Below are 10,029 nucleotides of genomic sequence, written 5' to 3'. Positions count from 1 at the left end.
GCCGCCGGGGCCGCGGGCCGGCCGGCGGCCCCGGCGGGCTGCCCGGGGCGGGGCGGGGCCAGCGGGCGGTCCTCGCGCAGGGACTCGAAGAGCCGGGCGGCCTTGTGCTCGTCCCACTTCACGGTCGAGCCGATGCCCTTGACCGGGTACGAGGGGTCCCCGATCGGGACCGAGGCGAACTCGGACGAGGAGGGGGTGAAGCCGCGCATGACCTGCCCGAGCGCCAGCATCTGCTCGGAGCCGAAGTCCTTGTCGGCGCGCACCGAGCCCAGCAGGGTGGAGCTGACCTCCTTGAACTTCACCGGGTTGAGCAGTACCCCGCCCCCGGTGGCCTGCTTGATCAGGGCGGCGACGAACCGCTGCTGGCGCTGCATCCGGCCCAGGTCGGCGGCCCCGTCGACGTGGCGGGAGCGGACGTACTGGAGGGCCTGGCCGCCGGTGAGGCGGTGGGTGCCGGGCAGCAGGTGCAGGCCGGTGTTCTGGTCGTGGAGGGCCTTGGCGGTGCAGATCTCGGCCCCGCCCATCGCGTCGACGGTGCGCATGAAGCTGGTGAAGTCGACCTCCAGGTAGTGGTCGATCTTGACCCGGGTCATGTTCTCGACGGTCCGCACGGTGAGGTTCGGCCCGCCCTCGGCGTAGGCGGCGTTGAGCTTCACGGGGTGGGGCCGGTGGGGCTTTCCGGTGACCGGGTCCTGGTGCGCGGGGAGTTCCGCGTAGCTGTCGCGGGGGAGGCTGACCACGCTGGCCCGCTGCTGGTCGGCGGACAGGTGCACCAGCATGATCGTGTCGGTGCAGTGGCAGGGTTCCCCGCCGAGGCGGTACTCGCGCTTCTCCTCCGGGGTGATCTTGTCGCGGCCGTCGGTGCCGACCAGCAGGAAGTTCACCCCGTGCCCGGCCTGCGGGCGGTTCTTCATGTCCTTGAAGGGGTCCACCCGTTCGATGCCGGTGTCCAGGCCGGTCATCACGGCGTGCCCGATGGCCCCGGAGCCCAGTACCACCAGGGAGAGCCCGGCCGCGATCCGTACGCCCCACCGCGGCCGGTCGCGGCGGCCGCGGGCCGTCCCGCCGCGGCCGCCGCCCTTCCGTGCGCGCTGCGGCTGGGCCGGCCCGGCGGGCCGGGTGGGGCGGTGCGGCTGGGGCACGGGGACACCTCCCGGTACGTCGGGCAGATTCGTCAGAACAGTAGGCCCATACGATCAGCATCTGTCCGTACCGCTCCTCCGCCGCGCACCGGTGTCCCCCGTACGCGGTAACGTGGCACCGATACCCGACCGTGAAGGACGCCATGCCCGCCCAGCAGCCCGCAGTCTCGGTGATCATGCCGGTGCTCGACGAGGAGCGCCACCTGCGTGAATCCGTCCGGCACATCCTCGGACAGGAGTACGCAGGCGAGATGGAGGTGGTGATCGCGCTCGGGCCGTCCACGGACCGCACCGACGAGATCGCCGCCGAGCTCGTACGAGAAGACCCCCGCGTCCACACCGTCCCGAACCCCACCGGACGGACCCCCGCCGCCCTCAACGCCGCGATCAAGGCCTCCCGCCACCCGATCGTCGTCCGCGTCGACGGCCACGGCATGCTCTCCCCGAACTACATCGCCACCGCCGTCCGCCTCCTGGAGGAGACCGGTGCGCAGAACGTCGGCGGCATCATGCACGCCGAGGGGGAGAACGCCTGGGAGGACGCCGTCGCCGCCGCGATGACCTCGAAGATCGGCGTCGGCAACGCGGCCTTCCACACCGGCGGTCAGGCCGGCCCCGCCGAGACCGTCTACCTCGGCGTCTTCCGCCGGGAGGCCCTCGAACAGCAGGGCGGGTACAACGAGGAGTTCATCCGCGCCCAGGACTGGGAGCTGAACTTCCGCATCCGCGAGGCCGGCGGGCTGATCTGGTTCTCGCCCGAGCTGAAGGTCCAGTACCGCCCGCGCCCCTCCGTGCGGGCCCTGGCCAAGCAGTACAAGGACTACGGCCGCTGGCGGCACGTGGTGGCCCGCTACCACGCGGGCTCGATCAACCTGCGCTACCTGGCCCCGCCGACCGCCGTCTGCGCGATCGCGGCCGGGGTGGTCGCGGGCGTCGCCGTCACCCCGTGGGCGTTCGCCGTCCCGGCCGGCTACCTCGCGGCGATCACCGCCGGCTCCGTCCCGGCGGGCAAGGGGCTGTCCCTCAAGGCCCGGGCACAGATCCCGGTGGCCCTCGCGACCATGCACATGAGCTGGGGCTACGGCTTCCTCACCAGCCCGCGCTCGCTGGCCCGGAAGGTCATCGCCAGCCGCCGCCCGTCGGTGCGCCGCGAGCCGGCCGAGGCCTGAGGGCCGCACACACCACGCGAAGGGGTGACCCGGTCCGTACGGGACCGGGTCACCCCTTCGCGTTCAGCGGCGCCCGCCTACCAGCGGTAGGGCTTGTAGACCTCCATGCAGGCACCGGTGTCCGAGCCGTTGAGCGCGTCCGCCGTGTCGGGGATCGCGCCGGCCGCCGGCGGGGCGGCCTGCGGGTAGGCGTTGCCCTCGCGCCAGTCCCCGCCCACGACCAGGGTGACCTTGGAGACGTCGGCCGACTGCTGCACCGCCGTGTTCGGGATGCCCAGGGCCGCCGCCACGCTCTGCGCCTCGTCCGCCAGCTCCGGCGTCGGGTAGCGCACCACCGTGGTCTTCTCCGGGGTCAGCGCGGTGTCCGCCTTGGCCCCGGTGAAGCCCTTGGAGACCAGGACGTCCGCGATCGCGTTCGCCCGGTGGGGGGCCAGCGGCATCTTCTCGACGGCGGTGCCGTTGACCACGTTCACGGCGATCTTGTCCGGGGCGGTGGACGGAGCCGGCGAGGGCTGCTGGGTGGGCTGCGCCGGAGGCTGCGAGGCACCCGGGGCCGGCTGCGAGGCGCCGGGGGCGGGCTGGGAGGCCGACGGGCTCTGCGGGGACTGCGGCTCGCCGTTCTTGTCGAACGCGACGTCCTTGCGGAGCATCGTCCACAGCTTCTCGGCGTCCGCCTGGTTCACGATGAGCCGGTTCTCGTCCCGGGGGTCCTGGAACGTCGGCATCGTCGTCATCGTGATGCGGTTGGTGGGGACGTCCTTGAGCTGCATGGCCAGGTTGTAGAGCTTCTTGACCGAGCCGATCTCCTCGGAGACCTCCAGGGCCTTGGTGCCCGCCTCGGCCAGGTCCGTGATCCGGCCGACGTCGGTGAAGGCGTTCTGGCTCTTGAGCTCGCGCATCATCGAGTTCATGTACATGTGCTGGGCCTGCGCCCGGCCCAGGTCGCTGCTGAACGCGTGCCGGGTGCGCAGCCACTGGAGCGCCTGCTCGCCCTTGACCCGGGTGGTGCCCTTCTGGAGCTTGAGGCCCGAGCCGCCGCCGGAGGTGGGCAGCGGCCGGTCCCAGACGTTGTCCTTGACGCAGACCGGCACACCGCCGATGGCGTCGGCCATCCGCACGACACCGGAGAAGTCGATCATCATCCAGTGGTCGATGTAGACGTTGGTCAGCTTCTCCCAGGTGGCCAGGGTGCAGCCCGGGCCGCCGCGACCGAGCGACTCGTTGATCATCGCGTTGGTCTTCTTGAACTTCTCGCCGGTCTTCGGGTCCGTGCACTCGGGTATGTCGACCCGGGTGTCGCGCGGGATGCTCACCACCGAGGCGTTCTCCCGGTCGGCCGACACGTGCAGCAGCATCTGCACGTCCGCGAGCGGCGGGTTGCCCACGGTGTCGCGGCTGCCGCCGAGCTCGACGTTCTCCGGCTTGTTGCGGCTGTCGGAGCCGAGCAGCAGGATGTTCAGCGGGCGCTGGCCCTTGGCGTTGGCGTGGGTCTTCTCCACGCCGCTCTCGCCGCTGAGGCGCTGCCCGCTGCGGATGTTGTCGTTGAGGTGGTTGTAGTAGAGGTACCCGGCCGCCGAGGTTCCCAGGATCAGGAACGCCAGGACGGACGCCACCCAGAACAGCACCCGCCGGCGGCGCCGGCGGGCGGGGATGCCACTGCCCGGGGGCCGGGCGCCGTCGCCCCCGCCCTTCCGAGGTGGGGGCACCGCGCCGGACGCCTTCTTCTCGCCGCCGCCGGATATGCCGTCGGTGGCCTGGTCGGGCGCCCCCTCCCCCCGCACGCTGCTGTGCCTCACGCGTACCCCCCTCAAGATAATTACTGGTCGGTATTGTGCCGGTCCCCCCGGCTACCGCCCCATCGGCGGTCTGTGGACGATCCTCGGGCGGCCTAACAGCCGCCGCCCGCCCCTGCTTCGGCGTCCGCGGACGCGGCTGCTCACTTGGCGCAGACCGCCTTGTCCGCCTCGACCCGCTGGACCCCCTCCGGGGCCTGCTGCGGGGCCGCCGCGCCGAGCGGCGCACCGGGCTCCTTGAAGTCGGCGCCCAGCGTCAGCTTCATCGGGGTCCTCGGCCCCGCGTCGACCGCGCCGACCTTCAGGGCCGAGGCCGACAGCCCCATCATGTCGGCCAGCGCCCGGGCCTGGTCCGCCTGGTTTGGGGCGTACTCCAGCTGCGTGGCGGGCAGCCGCGCCGACGCGTTGCCGTGGTTGCCGGCCTTGTAGACGCCCTTGGTGTTCTGCAGCCAGGTCAGGGTGGTGGAGGCCGACCCGGGCGGGCCGCCGCCGTTGTACACGTCCACCCGGACGTCCCCGGCCGGGGCGCGGTTCCCCTGGAGCAGCGCGTCCTGCCGGCTCTTGGCGTCGGCCTCGGCCGCGTCCTTGGCGGCCTGCTCCTTCTTCTCGACCTCCGTGAGGGACACGTCCCCCCGGATCATCTGCAGGAGCGGGTCCGCCTGCGAGGTGTTCACGACCACGGTCGCCTTGCGGTTCGGCGGCTCGTTCGGGTTGTCGACCACCGGCAGCGTCGTGAACGTGACGTTCTTGGGGTTGATGTCCTTCAACTCGCCCGCGAGCGCGGTCAGCTTGCCGATCGAGCCCAGCCCCTGGTCCACGGTCAGCGACTTCGTCGCCGCCTCCGCCAGCGAGAAGAACTTCTTCGGACTGGTCAGCGTCTCCTTGGACTTCATCTCGCGCATCATCGAACCCAGGAACTGCTGCTGGGTCTTGATCCGGTCCAGGTCGCTCTCGTTGCCGAAGGCGTGCCGGGTGCGGACGAAGGCCAGCGCCTGCTCGCCCTCCAGCCGGTGCTCGCCCGCCTTCAGGTTCAGCTTGGAATCGCGGTCGTTGACGTCCTTGGCCACGCAGACGGGCACCCCGCCCACCGCCGTGCTCAGGTTCTTCACCGCGTTGAAGTCGACCATCATGAAGTTGTCGACCTCGATGCCTGTCAGCTGCTTGACCGTGCGCATCGTGCAGCCCGGGTCCCGGCCCTCCTGGCCCAGGCTGTTGTTGAAACGGCTGCCCCGGGTGCCCGGGATCTCCTTCACCGCACCGTCGATCTTCGTCGGGCAGGCCGGGATGTCGGTGATCAGGTCGCGCGGGATCGACAGCGCGGTGGCGTTGGTGCGGTCCTTGGAGACGTGGAAGAGGATCGTGGTGTCGGCGTGGCCGACGCTGTCGGCGTCCCCGTAGCCCTCGTTGCCCTTGCCGCTGCGCTTGTCGGTGCCGATGACCAGGATGTTGATCGCCTGGTCCTTCTTGAAGCCGCCGCCCGCGCCGCCGGTGTCGATGACGTTCAGATTGCCGTTCAGGTGCTCGTAGTAGAGGTACGAGCCGACCCCGCCGCCGACCAGCAGGAACGCCAGCGCCCCGCCGGTGACCACCAGGAACCGCTTGCGGCGTCCGGGCCCGCCGCCGGTCTTGCGGGAACGGCCGCCGCCGCGCCGCCCGCCGGGCGGGCCGTCACCGCGGCGGGGCTTGGGGACGGCGGGGGAGGGAGCGGCCGGGGTGGAGGGAGCCGTGGGCGCGGACGATCGGCGGGTCCTGCGGGGGGCGGAGACCAGCCGCTGCTGCGCAGCGGAACGGCCCAGTTGCAGTTCGTAGTTGCCAGTGCGGGGATTGAGGACCCACTGGTCAGCGGGGTCGATCTCGTCCGCCCGCCCACGGCTTTGCGCATCCACGGTTGCTCGAATCCTCCGTCGGTGCTTCGCGACGCGCCTCCCCCCAGGCACGCGGTCAACGATCCGGCTGCTGGCGCGCGGCCTCTTCGTGGCCGGTGCGCCGGATCGCTCACCTTATCCGGCCAGGTCAGCCGCAAACCATGCTGGTGACAAAATACACTCCCCCTATAACGGGTCAAAGCGGTCATCCGGCTCGCTTGGACCGGCGGCTTTGGGATTGCTTTACCGGCAGTCGGCCGTGCCTGCCGTGGTTCCTGTGAAGGTGGGGGCGGGTGTGGCCGCCGGAGAGGTTCCGTTTTCCGTCGGCACGGGCCCGCCCGAACCCTCCCCGGCGCCCTCGCCCGAGTCCTCCCCGGAGGCGTCCCGGCCCTCCCGCGCGCGCTCCGGATCCGGGCTCGGCGGCGGCTCGGGCGCGGTCACCGCCACCGGCCGGTCCGCCCGCAGGCTCTCGAACAGCCGCGCCGCGTCCGGCTCCACCAGCTCGTCCCGGTTCGGGTCCGCCGTGTACGGGCGACGGGGCACGGTCAGGAACTTGACCTGGTCGGCCGGTATGTCCCGTACGCCCCGTACGAGTTCATACAGGCCCCGCAACGAGGCGAGATCCGGGTCGGTGGTCACCGAGGAGGTCGCCGCGTCCAGCAGCGGATACAGCTTCGCCGGGTTCAGCAGCACCCCGGTACTGCTCACCTTCTCCCACAGGGAGCCCAGGAACTGCTGCTGGCGCTCCATGCGTTCGGTGTCGCTGCCGTTGCCCAGGCTGTAGCGGGCCCGGACGAAACCGAGCGCCTGCTCCCCGCGCAGCACCTGCCGGCCCGCCGGCAGCCGCAGGTGCGCCTCGGCGTCGTTGACCGGCCGCCTGAGGCAGACCTCCACCCCGCCGACCGCGTCGACCATCTTCTTGAACCCGCCGAAGTCCACCACCATGTGGTGGTCGACCCGGATCCCGGTCATCTTCTCGACCGTACGGATCGTGCAGGCGGCCCCGCCCCACTGGAAGGCCCAGTTGAACTGCGCGAACCGGTCCCCGGTGCGGGAGCCGTCCGCCCCCAGGCACTCCGGCACCTCCGTCATCAGGTCCCGGGGGATGGACACCGCCGTCGCGCTGCGGCGGTCCGCCGGCAGGTGCAGCAGGATCGTGGTGTCCGAACGCTGGGTGCCCCCGTCCTGCCCGTAGCCCGCGTTGCCCGTCCCGGAACGCGAGTCCGAGCCGATCAGCAGGATGTTCTGGGCCCCCCGCGCGAAGTGCGACGGGCGCTCGCGCTCGTAGCGCCGCAGCTCGGCCGCGGCCGAGGTGTCCTCGGTGATGTTCCCGTCGAGCTTGGCGTACAGCCACCAGCCCGCCGCCGCCCCCGCCAGCACCAGCAGGACGGCCCCGAGCCCGAGCCAGCGCAGCAGCCGCCGGCGCCGGCGGCCGCGCGGGGACCTCCCCGCGCCCGCGGCCGCCGCAGCGCCGTCCGGTATGCCCGCGCCGTCCCTCACTCGCGCACCGTCCCCTCGCCGTGCCGGGTACGGCTCCGCCGCACCGGCAGCAACAGGCCGTACGGGTGAGCACGGCCCGGAGCCGATCCTCCTCCCGGGTGAGACGGACGGCCCGGGGGCGGGGTCGTGTCTAGGGCCATATGGGTGACAAATCGCCCCGGGGCCGGGTCCTGCCCCGGGCCGCCCGGAGCGGGCCTCGGCCGGCACCCGGCTTTGCCCCGGGCCCGGGCCGGCTCCCTCAGGCGGTGTGGGTGACGCGCTCGCTCTCGACGCGCTGCGCCAGGGCCTCCGGCGCCAGCCGGTCCAGGTTGCGGCACAGCACCACCGAGCCGCCCGTGGCCAGCGGCCCGTACAGCCCCGCCGACAGCCCCTCCCAGCTGTCGAAGCCCAGCCCCGACAGCACCCGGGCGCCCTCGCCCAGCCCGCGCTGCGCCGCGTCCTCGCGGGCCCGCCCGACCAGGGCCGCGTACGACAGCTCCTCGCCGCCGACCACCAGCCCCGGCCCGTCGGCGTCCACCGGAACGAACGGGGCGAAGCGGTCGCCCTGCCCCGGCACCTCCACCGCGTAGTCCGCGAACCCGGCCGGCGGCTGCGGGAACCGGCCGCCCAGCGGACGCAGCGCGAGCGCGACCCGCTCACCGGAGCAGGCCCGCGCCTCCTCCAGGGTGTCGGGCCCGCTCACCACCAGATCGGCGTCGGCGGGATCCCCGCCGATCTCCGCGACCACCCCGACGGAGGCGCACGCGAGCAGCCACACGGCGCTCTGCCAGTGCGCGGGCAGCAGCAGCGCGAGCCGGTCGCCCGGCTCGGCGGCCAGGTCGCCCTGGAGCAGATTGGCGGTCTTGGCCACCCAATTGGCGAAGGTGGCGACGGACAATTCGACGCGCTCGCCCGTGGCGTCGTCGTAGAAGGTGACGAGCGGGCGGCCCGGATCGGCGGCGAGCGCGGATCGCAGCAGGTCGGCAGGGGTGCGGTCAGTGGCGTTCACCCGCCCCAGCGTACGCGGGCCGCTCCCCCGTACGGGGGGCGGCGGCTCGCCCGTCCAGGGGAGGCGCGCCCGGCGCGCCGTCGGACGGTGCGTCAGTTCTCCGATGGCGCTTCGTGGTGGCTGTGCTCAGCATCGCTTCCATGCGTGGATTCCTTGCTTCCTCGATCGGTGTCGTGACGGCCGCCGCCCTGGCACTGCCGCTCACGCTCTCCACTCCGGCCCTGGCCGAGGCGGTCCCCGTCGCCCCGGGGTCAACCCAGTCGCTGCCGCTCGTCCCCCTCGGCCCCTCCGCCACCGCCCGGATCCCCGGCGTCCCCGGCATGAGCGCCTCACCCGGCCTGCCCGAGACCCGGGGCCTGACCACGCGCGACGTCAAGACGTTCTCGCTGGTCGGGGTCGTCTGGGACGACGCCGCCGCGGAACTCGGCGGCCGGGTCCAGGTCCGTACCCGCTCCGTGGCCACCGGCGCCTGGTCCGACTGGCAGGACGTGGACACCCACAACGGCGAACACGCCGCCGACCCCGACGCGGTGGAACGCGGCTCGGGCCGCCTCCGCGGCGCCACCGCCCCCCTGTGGGTCGGCCCGTCCGACGGGGTGGAGGTCCGCGTCCAGGCGGAGAACGGCCCCGCCGCCACCCGCGGCGCCGCCCGCCCGGGCCGCCTGCCGTCGGGGCTGCGCATCGAACTCGTCGACCCGGGGGCCGAACAGCCGCCGGCGGCCGGCAAGGACGCCAAGAACGGCGCCTCCTCCGCCCCCTCTCCCCCCGCCCTGCCCGCGGACGACGACAAGGGCGACACCCCCGCCGCCCTCCCCGAGATGAGCATGGAGGCGGCGGAGTCATCCTCCGCCAACGTCCCCCACGCCCTGCTCGGCGCACTGGAGATCAGCGCCCTCAACAAGGCGGACTCCACCGCCGACGCGGTCGTCGCCGCCGACGGCGAACTCACCGCCGCCGCCCGCCCGTACATCGGCCCGCGCCCGCGGATCGTCACCCGCCGCGGGTGGGGCGCGGACGAGTCCCTGCGCGAGCCGGGCTTCGTCTACACGAGCACGGTCAAGGCGGCCTTCGTCCACCACACCGCCTCCGGCAACAACTACGCCTGCAAGGACGCCCCGGCGGTGCTGCGCAGCCTGTACCGCTACCACGTGGTCAGCAGCGGCTGGCGGGACTTCGGCTACAACTTCGCCGTCGACAAGTGCGGGACGGTATACGAGGGCCGGGCGGGCGGAGTCGCCAAGCCGGTGCTCGGCGCGCACACCATGGGGTTCAATGCGGACAGCATGGGCGTGGCGGTGATCGGCACCTACTCCTCGAAGGCCCCGCCGGCGGCGGCGGTGGACGCGGTGGCCCGCCTGACGGCATGGAAGCTCGGCCTGTTCGGCGCGGACCCGCGGGCCAAGACCACCCTGAGGTCGGGCGGCGGCAACCTGTACGCGAAGGGCACCAACGTGAAGCTGAACGTCATCTCGGGCCACCGCGACGGCTTCGCCACGGAATGCCCGGGCCGCCTCCTGTACAAGCAGCTCCCCCCGACGCGCACGGCCTCGGCGAAGCTCCAGGGGCGGTAGG

General features: G+C 72.9%; 7 protein-coding genes. 2 read left to right on the top strand and 5 right to left on the bottom strand.

The genetic code is table 11. The features are described 5' to 3' along the window. Window positions 1-1,142: LCP family protein (locus AB0F18_RS26700; protein ID WP_362064898.1), on the bottom strand; the 1,142-nt coding region annotated here is incomplete at its 3' end. A gap of 143 nt (window positions 1,143-1,285) precedes the next feature. On the opposite strand from AB0F18_RS26700, the gene AB0F18_RS26695 reads away from it, so the two are divergent. Next, window positions 1,286-2,311, top strand: coding sequence for a glycosyltransferase family 2 protein (locus AB0F18_RS26695; RefSeq protein WP_362064896.1), 1,026 nt, complete (start codon window positions 1,286-1,288; stop codon window positions 2,309-2,311). A 77-nt stretch (window positions 2,312-2,388) separates the two neighbouring features. On the opposite strand, the gene AB0F18_RS26690 is transcribed toward AB0F18_RS26695, so the two are convergent. The 4 genes from AB0F18_RS26690 to AB0F18_RS26675 form a co-directional block, all read right to left on the bottom strand. After that, entirely contained in the window at window positions 2,389-3,936 is a 1,548-nt protein-coding gene (locus AB0F18_RS26690) for an LCP family protein (RefSeq protein ID WP_362064902.1), read from the bottom strand. Between the two features lie 311 nt (window positions 3,937-4,247). Beyond that, a complete protein-coding gene (locus tag AB0F18_RS26685) occupies window positions 4,248-5,990 on the bottom strand; it encodes an LCP family protein (protein ID WP_362064894.1) in 1,743 nt (580 codons plus the stop codon). A gap of 222 nt (window positions 5,991-6,212) precedes the next feature. Further along, on the bottom strand, window positions 6,213-7,676 hold the full coding sequence (locus AB0F18_RS26680) for an LCP family protein (RefSeq protein WP_362064892.1): 1,464 nt from the start codon (window positions 7,674-7,676) through the stop codon (window positions 6,213-6,215). Window positions 7,677-7,707: 31 nt separating this feature from the next. Next, complete coding sequence (locus tag AB0F18_RS26675; protein WP_362064890.1) at window positions 7,708-8,457, bottom strand: TIGR03089 family protein; 750 nt, start codon at window positions 8,455-8,457, stop codon at window positions 7,708-7,710. A gap of 140 nt (window positions 8,458-8,597) precedes the next feature. On the opposite strand from AB0F18_RS26675, the gene AB0F18_RS26670 reads away from it, so the two are divergent. Next, the gene (locus AB0F18_RS26670; protein ID WP_362064888.1) at window positions 8,598-10,028 is read left to right on the top strand and encodes an N-acetylmuramoyl-L-alanine amidase; all 1,431 of its coding nucleotides are present in this window, start codon (window positions 8,598-8,600) and stop codon (window positions 10,026-10,028) included. Window position 10,029 lies beyond the last annotated feature (1 nt).

The sequence above is a fragment of the Streptomyces sp. NPDC029216 genome, from assembly GCF_040648015.1.
Classification (GTDB): domain Bacteria; phylum Actinomycetota; class Actinomycetes; order Streptomycetales; family Streptomycetaceae; genus Streptomyces.
This window is presented reverse-complemented; position numbering and strand designations above follow the sequence as displayed.